General features: G+C 41.0%; 15 protein-coding genes. 5 read left to right on the top strand and 10 right to left on the bottom strand.

Annotated features, from left to right (window positions below; all coding sequences use genetic code 11):
* On the top strand, positions 1–3,174 hold the full coding sequence (locus HWQ23_RS22160) for an HsdM family class I SAM-dependent methyltransferase (RefSeq protein WP_292832855.1): 3,174 nt from the start codon (positions 1–3) through the stop codon (positions 3,172–3,174).
* 55 nt (positions 3,175–3,229) lie between these two features.
* Positions 3,230–3,859, top strand: a complete 630-nt coding sequence (locus HWQ23_RS22155; protein WP_292832852.1) for a hypothetical protein — start codon at positions 3,230–3,232, stop codon at positions 3,857–3,859.
* Between the two features lie 88 nt (positions 3,860–3,947).
* Here the strand turns inward: HWQ23_RS22155 and HWQ23_RS22150 are convergent, their stop codons facing one another.
* From HWQ23_RS22150 to HWQ23_RS22130, 5 genes are all read right to left on the bottom strand, one after another.
* Positions 3,948–5,045 (bottom strand): AI-2E family transporter, encoded by a 1,098-nt coding sequence (locus HWQ23_RS22150; protein WP_292832876.1) that lies wholly within the window; start codon positions 5,043–5,045, stop codon positions 3,948–3,950.
* 161 nt (positions 5,046–5,206) lie between these two features.
* Entirely contained in the window at positions 5,207–6,640 is a 1,434-nt protein-coding gene (locus tag HWQ23_RS22145) for a bifunctional orotidine-5'-phosphate decarboxylase/orotate phosphoribosyltransferase (RefSeq protein ID WP_292832850.1), read from the bottom strand.
* A gap of 44 nt (positions 6,641–6,684) precedes the next feature.
* Positions 6,685–7,272, bottom strand: coding sequence for a cytochrome b/b6 domain-containing protein (locus HWQ23_RS22140; RefSeq protein ID WP_292832846.1), 588 nt, complete (start codon positions 7,270–7,272; stop codon positions 6,685–6,687).
* 332 nt (positions 7,273–7,604) lie between these two features.
* The gene (locus HWQ23_RS22135) at positions 7,605–8,000 is read right to left on the bottom strand and encodes a hypothetical protein (RefSeq protein ID WP_292832843.1); all 396 of its coding nucleotides are present in this window, start codon (positions 7,998–8,000) and stop codon (positions 7,605–7,607) included.
* 202 nt (positions 8,001–8,202) lie between these two features.
* Positions 8,203–8,403, bottom strand: coding sequence for a hypothetical protein (locus tag HWQ23_RS22130; protein WP_292832840.1), 201 nt, complete (start codon positions 8,401–8,403; stop codon positions 8,203–8,205).
* A gap of 641 nt (positions 8,404–9,044) precedes the next feature.
* Between HWQ23_RS22130 and HWQ23_RS22125 the strand changes: the two genes are divergently transcribed.
* The gene (locus HWQ23_RS22125) at positions 9,045–9,734 is read left to right on the top strand and encodes a PD-(D/E)XK nuclease family protein (protein ID WP_292832837.1); all 690 of its coding nucleotides are present in this window, start codon (positions 9,045–9,047) and stop codon (positions 9,732–9,734) included.
* An 80-nt stretch (positions 9,735–9,814) separates the two neighbouring features.
* Here the strand turns inward: HWQ23_RS22125 and HWQ23_RS22120 are convergent, their stop codons facing one another.
* The 5 genes from HWQ23_RS22120 to HWQ23_RS22100 form a co-directional block, all read right to left on the bottom strand.
* Complete coding sequence (locus tag HWQ23_RS22120) at positions 9,815–10,264, bottom strand: type II toxin-antitoxin system VapC family toxin (RefSeq protein ID WP_292832834.1); 450 nt, start codon at positions 10,262–10,264, stop codon at positions 9,815–9,817.
* On the bottom strand, positions 10,251–10,487 hold the full coding sequence (locus HWQ23_RS22115) for a hypothetical protein (RefSeq protein ID WP_292832832.1): 237 nt from the start codon (positions 10,485–10,487) through the stop codon (positions 10,251–10,253). The genes HWQ23_RS22120 and HWQ23_RS22115 overlap by 14 nt, the downstream gene beginning before the upstream one ends.
* 94 nt (positions 10,488–10,581) lie before the next feature.
* Positions 10,582–10,824 (bottom strand): hypothetical protein, encoded by a 243-nt coding sequence (locus HWQ23_RS22110; protein WP_292832830.1) that lies wholly within the window; start codon positions 10,822–10,824, stop codon positions 10,582–10,584.
* 15 nt (positions 10,825–10,839) lie between these two features.
* Positions 10,840–12,054 (bottom strand): DUF790 family protein, encoded by a 1,215-nt coding sequence (locus HWQ23_RS22105; protein WP_292832828.1) that lies wholly within the window; start codon positions 12,052–12,054, stop codon positions 10,840–10,842.
* The gene (locus tag HWQ23_RS22100) at positions 11,984–13,609 is read right to left on the bottom strand and encodes a DEAD/DEAH box helicase family protein (protein WP_292832873.1); all 1,626 of its coding nucleotides are present in this window, start codon (positions 13,607–13,609) and stop codon (positions 11,984–11,986) included. The genes HWQ23_RS22105 and HWQ23_RS22100 overlap by 71 nt, the downstream gene beginning before the upstream one ends.
* A gap of 189 nt (positions 13,610–13,798) precedes the next feature.
* Here HWQ23_RS22100 and HWQ23_RS22095 point away from each other — a divergent pair, with 189 nt between their 5' ends.
* Positions 13,799–15,100 carry an adenylate/guanylate cyclase domain-containing protein gene (locus HWQ23_RS22095; protein ID WP_292832826.1) on the top strand — a complete coding sequence of 434 codons (1,302 nt, stop codon included), beginning with the start codon at positions 13,799–13,801 and terminating at the stop codon, positions 15,098–15,100.
* A 250-nt stretch (positions 15,101–15,350) separates the two neighbouring features.
* Positions 15,351–17,756 (top strand): hybrid sensor histidine kinase/response regulator, encoded by a 2,406-nt coding sequence (locus HWQ23_RS22090; protein ID WP_292832823.1) that lies wholly within the window; start codon positions 15,351–15,353, stop codon positions 17,754–17,756.
* Positions 17,757–17,969: the final 213 nt, after the last annotated feature.

Here is a 17,969-nt window from a genome sequence, read left to right as displayed (position 1 = left end):
ATGCCACAGTCTGGACTACTTGAACTAGCACATGAGAAGCTTCACTGGCCGACTCCAACACAAATATTGGAGCCAATTGGTGCTGGCCCGAGTATTTATGCACGGATGGCTAGAGAAAAACTGGGAAGGACTATAAGCAAACTTCCAGATGGCCATGGTGTGCAAATAGGAGTTCTAGCAGCAAATCCTGAAGGTAACTCAACTGAAGCACCCATTGCCATTGTGTGTAATTTCGAGATGGAAGTGTCAGAGGCTACTCTTAGAGAAACTTATAAACTCGCATGGAGCTTCTCTCGTACTCCATCATTAATTACAACGGAACCTAACCGATTAAGAATTTGGACATGTTACGAAGAACCACCAGATGAATATGAGATCATTCATCCAGTCGTTGAAGTTTCCCGGAGAGAGCTTGAATCTTTCAGTCAGTCTTCTCTTTCAGAACAAGCTGCTGAAACTTTGCGCTTACACTGGGCTGATTTAGTAACTGGCCAGTTTTTTCAAGAACATAGCCAACGGTTTCAACGAAGCCAGGCTGCTGATCAAATGCTACTTAGCAACCTTAAAAGCGTTCGACAGCAACTCAATGCACTTGAACTTGATTACGATACTATTCATGATTTATTAGCAAGGATTATTTTTATTCAATTTCTTTTCCATAGAAAAGATTCTCAGGGTAATCCGGCTCTAGATGCAAAATTTCTTGCTAATTTGTATAGGATGGGAGAACTATCAGCTAAATACTCTAATTTACCTGAAATATTAATAAATCATAGAGACACTTATCAGTTCTTTCGCTGGCTCAACGGCAAGTTCAATGGTGATTTATTCCCAGGTAAAGGAGCCACAGAAGAAGAACGTGACGCTGAATGGCAAATCGAAGAAGCGAAAGTTACACAAGCGCATCTCAATTTACTTGCAGAGTTTGTCCGTGGTGACTTGGAAATGGAAAAAGGGCAGAGATGTCTATGGCCATACTATCGCTTTGACGTTATACCTCTTGATTTTATTAGCAGTATCTATGAAGAATTTGTTAGTAAAGAATCTGGTACAGGAATTCATTACACCCCAGAACACATAGTTGATTTTATCCTTGATGGTGTTCTCTCGTGGAATAGTCAAGAATGGAATATCAAGATTCTTGATCCTGCCTGTGGCTCAGGGATTTTTCTTGTTAAAGCATTCCAGCGTTTAATTTATCGATGGGAACAAGCTCATCTGAATAGAACAATTCAGCCCAGCGATTTGAGGTCTTTACTTGAAAACAATTTATTTGGTGTTGATGTAGATTCTCAAGCTGTAAGAGTAGCATCTTTCAGCCTCTATTTAACTATGCTTGATAAGATTGAACCTCTGTACTATTGGGAAAATGAATTCCACTTCCCAAGATTACGAGAACATCAATTAATAAATGCTGATTTTTTTCAAGAGGATAAAGAAGGATTTCGCTCTGATGCTGATGCAGCTAAATATGATTTAGTTGTTGGGAATGCACCATGGGGAAGAAACACTGTCACCCAAACAGCTAAATCTTGGGCTGGAGATGAGTGGAAGATAACTTACGGTAATATTGGCCCACTCTTTTTACCAAAAGCTGCCGCTTTGACGAAGCTGGGTGGACAGATTGCAATGATGCAGCCTGCTGGTGTTCTAATTTTTAATCAAATTGGTACTGCTAAAGAATTTCGAGCCAAGCTTTTTTCAGAATTTAAAGTTGAGGAGATAGTTAATTTATCTGCCTTGCGTTTTGGGTTATTCAAAAATGCGATCTCTCCGGCTTGTATCATCACAATGTCAGTGATGCTTCCTGATGGTGAGCCTTTAATATATATCTGTCCTAAACCAGTCCTGACGAATGAGGATGACTATCACATAGTCATAGAACCACACGATATCAATACGATCTACCCACATGAAGCAATAGTAGATCCTTTAGTTTGGACAGGATTAATGTGGGGAGGGAGACGCGATCTTTCGTTTATGAGGAGATTGAGCCAGGAATTAAGTATTGAAAAACTTAAACAAAGTGGCATTGCTAAAACACGCCAAGGTGTGGTAAGAGGTGATAAAAGAAAATTACAAGGCGAGATCCAAAACAAGCGAATTCTAAAATCTTCTAACTTTCTCAAAAGAAGCCTTCTCTATCTAAAAGCTGAAGAACTTCCTATAAATTCTGATTCACGTACTCACTCCAAAGACTCCACTAACTTTGCTGCATTTCAACTGCCACAAATGATTTTAAAGCTAAGTTGGCAAAAAAATAGCGGCAGATTTCGTTCAGTAATAATTGAAGCTAATGATACTAATGAAGGAATCATCTGCTCTGAAAGTTATGTCAGTATACATATTGATGAGCAGTATTTTTTGCAACTAAGTGCTGCCTGTTTAGCATACAATAGTAAATTAGCAGTCTACTATCTACTTCTTTCTAGTGGTCGTTTTGCTTCTTATATTCCAGAAGTTAATGTAGACGATTTACTGCGTGTGCCAATACCTCAATCCCAGGTAGAAGTATTGCAAAATATAAAAAATGTTGAGGAGGTAGATCAGAGTATACGTCAAGCTTTTTTATTCAAAGATAGTGAATGGGTGCTGATTGAGGATCTATTTAATTACACCCTACCAGATTTTAAAGGAGACAGTTCTTCTCCTGGACGGCAAAGAACTCGTCGTAGAGATAATGGTCAGTCGGAAAATAATACTGAACCAGAACTTACAGCATATTGCGAGTATTTCTTGCGAGTTCTCAAAGCAGGATTTGGAAAAGATAAACAAGTTTGCGCCACCATATTTCAAGAGCAAACTAGCACTCGTCTTCCTGTCCGCTTAGTTGCAATTCATCTTAATAGACCAGACTATGAAGGGGTGCATATAAAGGCTATTGATTCTCCTAATTTACTGGAACAATTGGAAAATCTGAATCAGTTGTGCTTGGATAGAGGGGCTACAGAAGATGGTGGAATCTTTTATCAGCGTGTTGCGAGGGTTTATGATTCCATTCAATTGAATGGGTTAAAACTCCCCACTATTTATTTGATAAAACCTGACAAAATTCGTTACTGGACTCGCTCTATGGCTTTAAGGGATGCTGACGAAGTTGCCGCAGATATTATGATGTGGCGTTCAAAGTTTGACAATGAATCTGAGGTTATACAGGAGTCATACAGTGGGTAGAAGAGGTAGAACTATTCTAGAACAGAGGTGGAAAAATCCAGATGACTTTGTTAGATTGGCTAGAGAATGGAATCTTGATGCTATCACAGTTCTCATAAAATTGGTTTGGCAAGGTTATGATCTACTCGTTATCGATGTTCTATCAAAAATTAATTTTAATGGAGAAGAGGAGCAGATAGAAAGGAGCATCACTCAATCTCTTGAGCTAAGAATTCGTAGAGTTATGACCGGAGATGAGCCATTTGATGTACAACATGAAGTCTATGAATTTGAAAGTAGTCAATCAGCACAAGCGCAACCACCACAGTATGACATTGCATTCATTCTCAGGGCTAATGAGAGGATTATTTGGCCTTTAGAAGCAAAAGTATTGATTTCTGATGGGGCTGTGGCTGAATATATAAAAGAGATAAACGGCAATTTTCTGACTTGTCGATACGCGCCCTTCTCTAGTGAGGGAGGAATGCTTGGTTATCTTTTTTCCGGCGATCCTAGTAAAACTTTCAGCAAAATTGAAGCCAAAGTACCTTGTACATTAAGTCATCATCCAGATTTTCCAAATCGCGATCACAAAACCTCGGATCACAACCGTATAGTTCCATCAGATAAGCAATACCCTGCTGAGTTTCGTTGTCACCATTTGCTACTAAAAATAATCAGTTCAGTTGCAACTACTGTGGCTTGAAAATTTTTTTTCTTATCTAGAAATCGGGCAATTTTACAGGAGATTGTAATTTTGAATTGCCTCATCCCACTACCCCCTTACAAATTAATCACGATGCTGACTCCTCTGGTAACAATTCTGATGCTGATTTACCATCAACAGCATTATCAGAATCACCAGATGTAGAAAAACCATCTGCTACATCTTTGATAAAACCAGCTATAGGTACCGCGACTAGCAAACCTAAAACTCCAGCAACATTGGTTCCTACAAGCAAAGCAATTAACACCCATATTGGTCTAATTCCAGTAAATTTGCCTAAAAGACGAGGTGCGATCGCCTGATCAATTAACTGGTCAATGACAACAGCTACTGCAAAAACCTTTGCTGCTAGCCAAAAGTCATGTGTAGCTATTATGAAAGTGATTACAATCAGACTGACGACATCACCAAAGGGAATTAAGCTCAAAAGCCCAACTCCCAAACCAAAGAGTAAACCAAACTGGACTTGAAAAGCTAAAAACAATAATGTTACTGAAAAACCCATCAGCAAAGCCAAACTTCCCTGACCAATCAAGTAATTTTGGAAGTTTTGCTGAATAGACTGGCTAATGTCCTGGGCAACATTTCCAGGTAACTTCTTAAATATTGCCTCCCAAATTCTTGGGCCATCTAACAACAGATAAAAAGTCAATACTACTGTGATCAATGACTCAGAAATACTATCAATAGTATCTATGATAATGCTTAAAAGTTTATCGGAAATAAACTCTAATTCATTAGGCAATTTGTTGGTTATTTGTGTTAATAACTGACTGAGATTCACATTTAATTTGTGCCTAGAAAACCAATCATTTAAAATCTGAAGTTTTTCTTCGCTAGAATCAATCCATTGAGGAAGGACTTTAGCCATGTCATTAAATTGCTCTAAAACAATGGGCAATAAAGTGATACCCAGAGCAACAACAATTACCAATGCTAATATAAAAACTAATGCTACTGCATAGCCTCGTTTAACTCCCCTCTGTTGGAGAATCGAAACAGGATAGTTTAAAACGAATGCAAGCAAAGTAGCCAACACAAGAATTGTTACGACAGGTTGAAGACTTTTAACAAGCAAAAATGCTAGCCAACCATTGAGAAAGACTAGAGGAAATAGCAGAGTAAAAATTAACCATCTAAGTAGTTGATTCAGTGAAAAATTCATCATTAATTTAGAAATCAAAATTATTTTAGTTACTAGATTGAACCTGGAAATTAAATATGCCTAATGGTAAGTAGATAACAAAAATCTTCCCCCATTCCCTAGTAGAGACGCGATTAATCGCGTCTCTACTCCCCACTCCCCACTCCCCATTATTCCAATTACTAACTTTCAGCAAAAGCCAAAAATTGCTCCTCATTTATTCGCCCAGCTTGATATAGAGTATTAGTAATTTCCGAAATAGTTAAAACTGCATGACCGCGATAACCATTTTGCTGTAACCTATCTTTCACTCCTTGTTCATGGTCGATTAATACCACAATATCATTAACATTTAATCCTGCTGATTTCAATTTTTCTGCCCCTTCCATAACACTTTTGCCGCTAATCAGAATATCATCAACCACCACAACTGTTTCACCAGGATGAAAGTTACCCTCAATTACTTTCCGAGTTCCGTGCGCCTTCACCTCTTTACGGGGAAAAATCATCGGACAATGAAGGCGCAAAGCTAAACCAGTCGCAGTAGGTAAAGAACCATAGGGAATACCTGCTAACCGATCAAAATTGAGATTCTTCAAAATATCTTGATATGCAGTGAGAACTTGATTAAAGACTTGGGGATTGGAAATAATTTTGCGTAAGTCGATGTAATAAGGAAATATCGCTCCTGATGCTTGGACAAAGCTGCCAAACATAATACAGTCAATGTCATAAAGTTGTAAAATCAAATCTTGTTGCGGGTGCTGATTTAGCAAACAAACATCAGGAAACCACACAGAACAAGTGGAATTTTCATGAATAATTTCAGCTTTGATTTGATTAATTTCTGTGCGTAAAGATTGGACTTCCTCAGATAGTTTTGTATTTCCCAACATATCTTGAGGAACAGGAATCAGCAAACCATCACCGTTAGCATTCAAACCTGCTTCTAAAATTTGCTTCAGGTTTTGACCCTCCGCCCAGATACTACGCGCCATAATAATTCGTTCAGGTGCGATCGCTCGAATAAGTGCTAAAATTTCCGGGTTTGTAGTTCCCACTTCCAAACCTAATTGTTCTGGAGTTCCCCAGGTTTTTGATTCTTTTACCACCTGTAAATAAAGGGGTGATTCGTTCGTAGGATATTGCTGTAAAGCTTCTGCACTTGGATTAGAAGTACAGCATAAAATAAACACCGCTTTCTCAGGATATACCAAAAAAGGTGCTACATGATCTTGTCCTGTATAAGGACTGAGAGTAATTGCATCCACTTGCCATTCTGTAAACACAGTCTTGGCAAAGATGGTACTAGTATTTAAGTCACTGTGTTTGGCATCTAAAATAACTGGGATGTGGGCTGGAATAGCTGCTAAAGTTTTATACAGCAGTTCTAAACCGGGAATACCTAACGCTTCATAAAAGCCAAGTGTTGGTTTATACGCACAAACGTAATCGGCAGTTTCAGCAATAATGAATTGTAACCACTTCCCCAAACCAGCGATGAGTTCTTCAGATTCATAACGCACAGGCATCATCTCTGGATTCGGATCAAGTCCGACAAACAGTAAGCTTTGATTTTGCAAGATATTACGATTCAATTTATCAAAAAAGTTCATATTTTTCGGTTTTAAAAAAGAGTTATTAGTTATTGATGTCTCGTTTACCAAAACATCGATTCTGTTAGTTGAGTGCCTCCAGCTTTTTGCCCTAATTGAGAGTGAATGACTGCAAATAAGATAACCATCGGCACTGAGGCAAAGTGAACAATTCGCAATGCTTCCCAACTGCCAAATAGATCCACAATCCAGGGAAATTGAGCAGGTTTATACATTCCTATTCCTGTAAATAATGCCAGCAGCAAGATCGGAATAATTGCTGTATAGGCAATCCGATGCCAAGCATAAATTAGACGCTGGGAATTTTGAGTTTTTTGTAATGCTTTGAGGTCATTGGCACCGACAAACCGATGTCGCCAGCGCCGAGTAATTAAAACGTAAATTCCATACCACAAAAGATTCAGCGAGAATAGCCACATTGCTGCAAAATGCCAGTGTCTACCTCCTGCGAGCCAACCTCCTAAAGTAAATATCGGAGGAATGTGCAAACCTGCGCGTCCACCAAAAACAGGGTTGGCGTTGTAAATTTGTAGTCCACTGGTGAGCATGATAAACAGACTAATGATGTTACAGGAGTGGAAAATTTTAGCTCCTATTGCTTGAGTGGGCGGCTTCCGAGTGGTTAAAGTCATAAATTTTGACTAATAAAATTTGCTGATTATCTGTCTTGGGTAAATAGCCCAGCAAGTTTGGGGATTATTACTTATCCTTATTTTCTCATCCTATGATTCAACACAACAAGTTTTGAGATGAGGGGATAGCCTTTAAGGTTTGCTAACTCTACCAGGATCTCAATACGGTTCGGATAAGGTTTTTTAATGACACGTCCTAGATCGCAAAGACGCGATAAATCGCCGTCTTTACAATAATCAGTCCTTTGTCTTGACGGCGATTTATCGCTTGTGTTCGGGCAATTGCACCTATGAGTCCACTCCCCTAATTCACTCCTGTCTTCGTACTTTTGTCATTCCCCATCGCTTTCTCTAGATTTGGTGCTATCACTGTCAGTCGTCAATGCAGCATTAAGAGCAGGTCGCTTATGACTCTGGCGCGGCTTTCCCCCCGCCTGCATATACTGCAAACTGTTCTTGCCATAGTACGTCCTTACACTCATCAACATCTTTTCCGAATAGCTAATCAAATCCTGCTCTAGTAATTCAATCTGTCCCATCGCTTCATCCACGCTAGAAAGCATCGTGTTATAGCTCGATAGCTTCGCTTGCAAGGTTTGAATCCGCCTCTCATACTCTACCAAACTCAAGCCATTACCAAATTCCAGCGTTTCACTAATCGATCGCATCCCCGCGATCCGTCGTGTTCCCTTATTCAGTGCCGTAGAACTGCGTTTTAATCGTGCCATATATGTATCTCCTCTCAAAGCTAATGTGAAAATTAGTACAAGCTTCTGTTTAAACTCTAGCCATCTGCTATCCCCATTGCCCTGAGCAAAAACAACTAAAATTAAAGTATGGTCTACAATAAAATCTCATATTTATTCGTTAGTTTTACTTAAAAATATTACAAAGAAAGGTATAAAATTTTTATTTATTACTCTTAAGTCTTTAAATATCCGATTGGAGTACCCAAATATCCGATTGGAGTACCCAAATATCCGATTGGAGTACCCAAATATCTAATTGGAGTACCCAAATATCTGATTGGAGTACCCAAATATCTGATTGGAGTACCCAAATATCCGATTGAAGTACCCAAATATCCGATTGGAGTACCCAAATATCCGATTGGAGTACCCAAATAGACAACCAGAAAAGAAAGCAATACTGCGTAGCTTTAGCCCAAAATCCCGCCTTAATTGCATTTTGGGCTAATAGCTGTTCCCATTTGGAGACTGAGAATGCCTAACGGGTGGGCTGCCGCCTTGATACTGGGGGCAGCAGAGGTTTAAGTGTGCGATCGCTAATAATTCTACATTTTAAGTGCGGCGATGTCTCCGATGGTACAGCTTTATCTCTCCTCTCCTTAGTCTACAGTGTACACACAAGTCTGAAATAGCCGATTAACCAAGGTTTTACCCCCCTTAATCCCCCCTTATAAAGGTGGGAAACAAGAAAATCCGGTTCCCTCCCCAATATATCGGGGAGGGTTAGGGTGAGGTAAAAAAATATTTGATATATCAATCATGACTTTTAAAACATCCTCTTAGAAGACTTTAGCTATTAGCCATAGGTTAGAAACCTATGGCGGGTAATGCAACAGACGCAATATCTCCGACTTACGGACTTGAGTTTAATAGATTTTAAGTAAGGGATAATTTGAAAGAATAACCGATAAAAGTGACATTTTGCACTCTAACAAACCCTTATCTCCAGCCTCATTCCTTACAATGGAATAGGGTTTTATTCACTTTCCTTCTTAAGGGAATCTCAAAGCAACACACCAACTGATGCATGATACCCAATTGCTACCACGGATTAATGCCACAGCCAAAAGAGAAAATGGTAAACAATATTATGTAGATACCAACGGAAATCGCTTTCCCAGCGTTACTACAATACTTAATGCCACCAAATCACAAGCAGACAGAGACAGATTATTAAACTGGAAAACGCGTGTTGGTACAGAAGAAGCTACCCGCATTACTACAACTGCTAGCCGTCGGGGAACCCAAACACACAAACAAATTGAGCGCTACCTCCTTGGTCAAAACCCTGTTTGTCCTGAAGCGAGTCGCCCTTATTGGGAGAGTATCAAGCCAGTTTTAGAAGAAATCGACACAGTTAGACTCGTGGAAGGCTCAGTTTTTCATCATGATTTGGGTTATTCTGGCAAAGTTGATTGTATTGCCAGCTATCAAGGTATTCCTTGTATTTGCGAGTGGAAAACAGCAGACAAACCCAAAGGTTCAATTGAGCATTTATATGAACATCCACTGCAACTTACGGCATACATAGGAGCAGCTAACGAATATTATCGAGATTATGGTATTCAGCTAAAGCAGGCTCTTTTGGTAGTAGCGATTCCAGAAATGCCAGCAGAAGTATTTTGGTTTGAATCAGCAGTTATTAAAGATTACTGGGAGGAGTGGGAAAAAAGAGTCGCCCAATTTTGGGAACGCAGAAGTGTTTGGGGTTAAGCTGTTCCACATTTAACTTGCATAATTAGGGCGGGCAAGATGCCCACCCCACAAGAGTTATAATAAAGTTGCACACGGCGTTAACCTTGTAATGGCAACACAGTAATTAACCCAGAAAATCTGGCAAAATCACCTATGTTGTGAGTGAGTAACTGAGGAATACCATAAACTAGCATTGTGGCGACAATATTTGCATCATGAACTTGCTTACCACCGCTAGGAATTTCCTCCATGAGTGCCAGTAACCTTTCTGTCACTAGCAAATTATCTTCAACCAAGTGAAAATAACTAGCAAAATATCTCACATCTGCTACTAAAGATGTAATAGAAATGTTCTCAGTTAAGTCACCTCGTCTTGTCATTGCTGCCAAATACTCTCTCAAAGTTTGACGACTAATCCATAAATCAATACCTTGTTCTGTAAGCGCTTGCAGTCGTTCTGTCGCTTGTATATGAAATGGCGACAAGGCTAAATTTGCATAAACTAAAATATTCGTATCGACGAAAACAGAGCTATTAGTCGTTTGCATAAAGGTCTTCTCTACGGAAAGTTAAACTTTCCGAGACTAATCCTACAGGATAGGCGGAAAATTTGAGAGGCGCTTTCTTTTCTTTCTTCTCTGTTCCCTCAGTCAAAAGCTTTTCATCAATTACTATTACTACCTGATGTTCACCTTCTGGAATATCCAATGGTAACTGCGCTGTAATTTTACCATCTTTTGTAACTGTGGCAATTGTTTCTATAGTTTTCATAGTATTTCTATTAGATTAATACATCACTGCTTGGTAAAAACGATATTCAGACACATTTGCATACACCAAGATGTTAGTGTCCATAAATACAGAGTTAGCGTCCCCAATCACCATACATATCCTCACGTCTTAAAGAAAGATTTTCAGGCCAAGGGCCATAATTATGCACAGGAAAGTTTAGAGGAGGACGCTTTTCTTTCCTCTCTGCTTTCTCAGTCAAAGGCTTTTCATCAATTACTATTACCACCTGATGTTCGCCCTCTGGAATATCCAATGGTAATTGGGCTGTAATCTTACCATCTTTAGTAACTGTGGCAATTGTTTCTATAGTTCTCATCTCATTACTGCTTAATCAATCCATTACAGCTAACACAGCTTTCGGCAATAACTTATCTTTAAACCAAACAATTCTGGCGGGGACATCATTTAATTTTACTCCCGCCTTTTCTAAATTAAGTCGCTCGGAAATCGCCAAAATCAAGTCTTCACGTCCAGCCCGCCGCACCTGAGAAAACTTCTTTTGTAAATATTCTGGTCGCCAATAACCAACAATTTCTAATAAGAAAGTACGTCCATCAGAATGCACCAAGCGAAAATCGGGAATCATCACACTACCGGGGATTGGTATCAAATCAACTTCTCGCTCTAACGCCCAACCACTTTTCAAGGTATCCCACTTATCAGCAAAGGATGCTTCTAGCATACTATCGTAGGGCTTACCTGGTGGATAATGGGATACCAAACCACATTCGGAATTGAGAGTAAAACGTCCAGTTTTCCAAGTATTTGTATAAGCGTCACGGCTTTGGAGAATAGAAGAAAGACTCCATCTAGTAACGTGAAGTAAAGCAGGAATAAGTTTAGCGATCGCTAACCCATATCGCGTACTAGAATTAAACAAACTCGTTGGCCCATCTATCGTAATTGTAAACCCGTGGTCAGCATCACCCTCAATATAAGCCATCAATTGAAACAACTTCAAATAGCGAAATAACAGCTTATATTCACCTGGAACATTCCGGTGAGCATTTAACACCAGTTGACTGGCCTTATAGAACACACCCTGCACCTGAGATAAATTATATCGATTTAACAAATCTGGTGCTGTTGGTGCATCAAACACAGTCAAAATTTTATTTTCAGATAAATCAGCATATAGTCCATTCCGAACCTGTTCTAGTAAAACTTCCCGCTCAAGTTCTTGAGTTAACTCATCAGCAATTTTAGTTAAAGTAGCTTGTGTTGATTCCCGACTAGAAATAGACTTTGCAGCCAGAGAAAACACCCGTTCTCTTAACATTTGTGGTTCCAAAGGACTAACCACCTCAAAAGTGCAAAAACTGCTTTTGAGAATATAAGCTAATCCCCGCTTCACCCGATAATCTGTAGAATCTCCTTCAAAATCAGTTAGTTGTCGCTCAAGCACACCTTGAGTTTTCCCCACTGCTGATTGAAAATAATTAATTAACTCAATCGCCAACTCCGAAGTTTTCTGATCAATCTTCAGTCTCTTCGGAATGATCTCCTCCCCGTTTTGGCGATGCATCAGTAAGTCTGTCGGTAACATCTGCTGAATTTTGGATTTTAGATTTTGGATTTTGGATTGAATAATTAATTTCTAACTGTTCCGCAGCCTTCAAACTCCTTTCCTTCCCACTTCCATACACAACCTGTAACTTCCCTTCCTTCTCTTTCTTCCCTTCGTGTCCTTCGCGCCTTCTCTGCGAGACGCTTTGCGAATGCGGTTCGTTATTCCTCTCCCCTCTCCGCCTAGCTGAAGTTCCCTCCTCACTCGTATCCTCCGCCACCACCTCATACAAAATCGCCCGTTTATTCTCAATATTCCCCTTCCGTAAAACCCTCCCCAAGCGCTGAGTATACTCCCTAGCCGAACCCGTCCCCGATAAAATAATCGCCACAGAAGCCGCAGGCACATCAACCCCTTCATTCAACACATGAGAAGCAACCAAAGTATTAAATTTACCCTCTCGAAACTTTGTTAATATCTCATGCCGTTCCTTCACAGGAGTTTGATGAGTAATTGCCGGAATTAGCAACTCTTGAGAAATGCGATAAACCGTCGCATTATCAGCAGTAAAAATCAAAATTCTTGCCGGATAATGTTCTGCCAATAAATCAGCCAGAATTCGCAATTTACCATCAGTACCCAAAGCGATATCTTTCGCTTCCCGGTGCGCTAACATAGCTCTACGTCCAGATTGCGATCGCGCACTCATTTGCACGAACATTTGCCAACCTTGCAGACTCCCCAAAGAAATCTTAGATTGCTTCAAAAAATCGTTGCGGGTTTGAATTAATTGATTGTATCTTTCCCGCTCAAGTTGCGATAACTTAACCTTAATTTGGACAATTTCATGCTCTGCTAACGCCTTCCCCGCCAAATCCTCAGCACGTTTGCGATATACTTCTTGCCCAATGAGGATATTTAAATCAGCGTGTTTACCATCAGTGCGTTCCGGTGTCGCGGAGAGTCCCAGGCGATAAGGTGCGATCGCATATTCAGCAATCACCCGATTAAAATCTGTCGGTAAATGATGACATTCGTCAAAAACAATCAACGCATATTGATTTCCCAACGTCTCAGCGTGAATTGCTGCACTATCATAAGTTGCAACCAGAATAGCCGTTCTATCGCGCGAACCACCTCCCAGCAATCCCACCTCAGCATCGGGGAAAGCCGCTACCAAGTGTGCATACCATTGATGCATCAAATCCAAAGTTGGTACCACAATTAGCGTCGTGCGCGGCGTTGACTGCATCGCCATTTGCGCCAAATAAGTCTTTCCCGCCGCCGTGGGAAGCACAACGACCCCTTGTCTACCCGCCAGTTTCCAAGCCGCTAGCGCCTCAGTCTGGTGGGGATAGGGTTCCATTTCCAGACTGGGAACCAAATCTACAGGATAAAATTGCTTTGCCTCATCGATAAAATAAACATCTTCCGCTTGTAGTGCTTCCACTAGCGATCGGTATCTAATTGCGGGAATGCGGAATTTTTCAACTCTATCATCCCACGTAGCATAGTCCATCCAACCTTTGCCGCGTGGTGGTGGATGCAAAATTAATGTGCCACGATCAAAATTTAATGTAGGGGTACGAGCCATTTTGGAAATTTGAAATTGGGCATTGGGCATTGGGCATTGGGCATTGGGCATTGGGCATTGGGCATTGGTGAAGAGTTAATATTTATAACTCCTAACTCCTAACTCCTAACTCCTAACTCCCCACTCCCCACTCCCCACTCCCCACTCCCTACTCCCTACTCCCTTAATTACTAATAACGCAAAAAGTGCATGATTCATCCAAGTAACTCCGACAAAACCCAACTAGATGCGCTGATTAGTCACGGAATGTCCTATCGGCAAACAAACAATAACCTTGCCGAATCCTACAAAGAACAGCGCCAGAGTTTTATGCTGAAACGGCTGCAATTGCAGGCGCAGATTATCCTGGTAGCTGGCTTGACTTTAATCGCTTTTTTTCTTTGGGCAAATTCACAATTAGATGGTAAGATATATGCTTTTAAAATTGGTCTTTTAGTAGAACTAGTCACGCTCATTTGCTGGGGTTTATGTAAAACCTCTATAGGCCGTCGTTACCCAAATTTAATTTTTTTGACTTTATGCTGGTCTGTAACTTGTGCTGTCCAAATTCATGTAGCTTTGCTGTTTAATAATCTAGAACCTAGAAGCAATCTCTGGAATTGGATGTTTCTCACTCAGGCTACAATCGTTCCAGTGCAATGGTGGATACATTTAATATCACAAATTGGGACAATTATTTGCTATTTAATTTTATATATCTTATATAATCCCATATTAAAAAATCCATCAGCTTTTTACATTGAGCAAGGTTTATATTTATTTTGGACTTGCATAATTTGTGTCTTCTCTGTCTATTTATACGAACGCTTGCGAAAAAAAGAATTTTACGCCCGGAAGGCAATGGAACTAGCGCAGTACAAATCAGAACGGCTGCTACTAAATATTCTGCCAGAGATGATTGCAGAACAATTAAAACAATCGCATACAACTATTGCCGATAGCTTTCTAGAAGTTACGGTGCTATTTGCCGATATTGTTGGCTTCACAGAGCTTTCAACTCGGACATCTCCTGCGGAATTAGTCGAGTTATTAAATACAATATTCTGTTTGTTCGACCAATTGGCAGAACGTCATGGGGTAGAGAAAATCAAGACGATTGGCGATGCATATATGGCTGTTGCTGGGTTGCCAAAGCAGTCTAACTACCATGCTCCAGCAATAGCTAATATGGCCTTAGATATGCAAAATGCTATAGCTACGTTTAACGAAGAAAATAACCAATCTTTTAGCATCCGTATTGGCATTAGTACAGGGCCAGTAGTAGCAGGGGTGATTGGGCTGAAAAAGTTTGCCTACGACCTTTGGGGAGATACAGTCAATATTGCTAGTAGAATGGAATCACATGGTATAGCAGGTAGTATCCAGGTTTGTGAAGCAACTTATCAGCTTTTAAAGGATAAATACTTATTGGAAAAACGAGGTTTAATTCAGGTTAAAGGTAAAGGTGAAATGATGACTTATATCCTAAAACAAATCAATTTAAAACTTTAATAAATCTCTACTATTTGATAGAGAAGAAAAAAGAAAGTATCTATAATTAGAGCGACGATTATCATCTATTGAACCTTTGCTAGAACTAAGTTTTACTACTTTAGATAGATTCGGAGGAACTAACTGTTTAAATGTGTATTTTTCCCTCATAATAGGTGTTGAGCGATGTCTACGACGGGCTACGCCAACGCATTGTCTAGCTGATTTTGGGAATAATCCTTTAGCTAGCTGCATAAAAGGAGAAGCCACATTGAAAGGAATACGTTCGCTACTAGCGCCTTATGCTGTGGCGCTATTGGCAGTTGCTAGTGTCTTGCTACTAACACTATTGCTACAGCCACTCCTGGAAGCAATTATTTTTCTGCTGTTTTTTACTGCCGTGGCGGTTAGTGCCTGGTATGGCAGCATGAAAGCAGGGTTGCTGGCTACTGCTTTGTCTACTTTAGCTATCAGCTACTTTTTTTTAGAGCCAGTGTTTTCGTTGTTTGTTGCGAGTCTAGATACCATAGTGCGGTTAGGCTTGTTTGCGCTGGTGACAATACTTATTAACTTGCTCAATTCAGAGTTACGCACAGCCAAACAATATCTTCAGGTGAGCGAAGCAAGGTTTAAAAGGTTGGTAGATTCCAACATTATTGGGGTAATTGTAGCCAATATGGACGGAGCGATCGCAGAGGCTAATGATGCTTTTTTAGAAATGGTAGGTTATTCGCAAGAGGATTTGCAAGCAGGGCGAATCCGATGGCGCGACATCATACCACCAGAATATATTGAAGCTAACAATAGTGCGATACCTTCTCTGCGAGACGCTACGCGAACGGTGAGCTTCTCTACGAGACGCTTCGCGAACGCTAACGCAGAACTCACAACCAAAGGCGTGTGTCAGCCCTTTGAGAACGAATATATCCGCAAAGATAACAGCCGGGTTCCCATCCTGTTAGGTTCTGCTTTATTAGAAAATAATCCAAATAATATTATCAGTTTTGTACTTGATTTAAGCAAACGCAAACAAGTAGAGCTTGCGCTTTGCAAAAGTGAAGAACGCTACCGCGCTTTTTTAGAGCAGAGTTCAGAAGGTATTTGGTGCATCGAACTGGAAGTACCAATTTCGCCAGATTGTCCAGAAGATGAACAAATTCAACATTTTTACCAATATGTTTACTTAGCGGAATGCAACAATGTGATGGCGCAGATGTATGGCTTTTCTTGTGCCGAAGAAATTATCAGCGCCAGACTAGGAGACTTTCTGGTTCGCTCCGATCCACATAATATTGCATACCTGCGTACTTTTATCCGTTCTAACTACCGACTAATCGATGCAGAGTCTCATGAAATAGATAAGCAAGGTAATCCCAAATATTTTTTGAATAATCTGGTGGGAATTGTTGAAAATGGGCTTTTAGTCAGAGCGTGGGGAACTCAACGCGACATCACAGAACGCAAGCAAGCAGAGCAAGAACGCGAACAATTGCTTGAGAGCGAACAGACAGCACGCGCCGATGCCGAAACTGCAAACCGCATCAAGGATGAGTTTCTCGCCACACTCTCCCAGGAACTCCGCACACCCCTAAACGCCATAATGGGCTGGACGCAGCTACTTAGGAGTCGCAAGTTGGATGAGACTACTGCTGTCCGCGCACTAGAGACAATCGATCGTAACAGCAAATCTCTAACTCAACTGATCGAAGATATCCTAGATGTCTCGCGGATTATTAGAGGTACGCTCCATCTAAATATTCATCAGGTAAAACTTGTACCACTTGTAGAGGCAGCAATCGATACTGTGCGTCCAGCAGCCCAGGCGAAAGAAATTCGCATCAAGTGTAAATTTGACCCGGAAGTAGGGGTAGTTGTGGGTGATGGCAACCGCTTGCAACAGGTTGTGTGGAATTTGCTCTCCAACGCTATCAAGTTTACACCCAAGAGGGGAAGAGTTGATGTGCAATTGAAGCGGATTCAATCCCATGTGCAAATTCGGGTGAGTGATACGGGAGCGGGAATTGCTGCCGAATACCTATCCCATGTATTTGAACGCTTTTGTCAAGCTGACAGTTCCAGCACGCGATCGCATGGTGGATTAGGATTAGGGTTAGCGATCGTCCGCCACTTGGTAGAATTACACGGTGGCACAATCTCTGCCCAAAGTCCAGGAATTGGACTGGGGGCGACATTCATTGTCAATCTGCCAATGAAAGCCGTTGACGTAGAGGCATCTACAGCAGAGGAGGTTTCATCTGTTGTAGATGCCCAAGAGGCTAACAATTACCTGCCGAATTTAGATGGCTTGCGGGTGCTAATCGTCGATGATGAGGCAGACGCGCGTCATTTGCTCACCACAATTCTGACAGAGTTTGGCATCCAAGTTATAGCAGCTGCATCTGCTTGTGAAGCACTGCTTGCCCTGCAACAATTTCGCCCCCATATACTGGTAAGCGACATTAGTATGCCCCAAGAAGACGGCTACACACTGATAAAGAAAGTGAGGGCGCTGCCAACAGAGGAAGGAGGACGGATTCCAGCAGTGGCGCTGACAGCCTATGCTAGGGCAGAAGATCGCACGCAAGCCCTGCTGGCAGGCTTTCAACTCCACGTCCCCAAGCCGGTTAATCCGGGTGAGTTAGCAGCTGTAATTGCCAACCTCACCGGACGTACATGATGGGGCATTGGCAATGGGGAAGAGCCACAAGGGCGGGAGAGCAGAGGAGAATCCTGGCTTCTTGAAACATGCAATCAGACCAGTTTACAGATGAAGTATTAGTTGTATATATTTCAATACGCTTGGGTTAAGGCCTAACTCTTTGTCAAAGTCAATTTTTTTAACGAACCGCGAAGGACGCGTTCGCGTAGCGTCTCGTAGAGAAGGACGCAA

Source organism: Nostoc sp. JL33 (genome assembly GCF_017114985.1).
Taxonomy (GTDB): domain Bacteria; phylum Cyanobacteriota; class Cyanobacteriia; order Cyanobacteriales; family Nostocaceae; genus Nostoc.
The sequence above is the reverse complement of the archived record's forward strand: the minus strand, read 5'-3'. Positions and strand labels throughout refer to the sequence as shown.